Annotated in this window: 1 protein-coding gene; it reads left to right on the top strand. The window is 44.6% G+C overall.

Annotated elements, in window-relative coordinates; genetic code table 11:
• A partial coding sequence (locus ACSV5T_RS10455; protein ID WP_438321110.1) for an IS66 family transposase occupies window positions 1-231 on the top strand: 231 nt, incomplete at both ends.

The following is a 231-nucleotide window of genomic DNA, read 5'->3' on the forward strand; positions in this document are numbered from 1 at the left end:
GGTTTTTAGTTAATCGGTTAGTTAAACTCATGCTTATTCAGCCAATTGTGCATGCCGATGAAACCCCTGTGAAGGTGTTAAATGGCTATGGCATGAAAGATGCTAAAGGCAAGTTAAAGCAAGGCTATGTTTGGGCGTATGTGACCCCAAAGCATAGCCCAATCAAGGCGGTAGTGTATGACTTTGCTCAAGGTCGGGGTAGTGAGCATCCCAATGCGTTTTTAAACGGCT

Source organism: Veillonella sp. ZSJB6 (assembly GCF_051549505.1).
GTDB lineage: Bacteria > Bacillota > Negativicutes > Veillonellales > Veillonellaceae > Veillonella.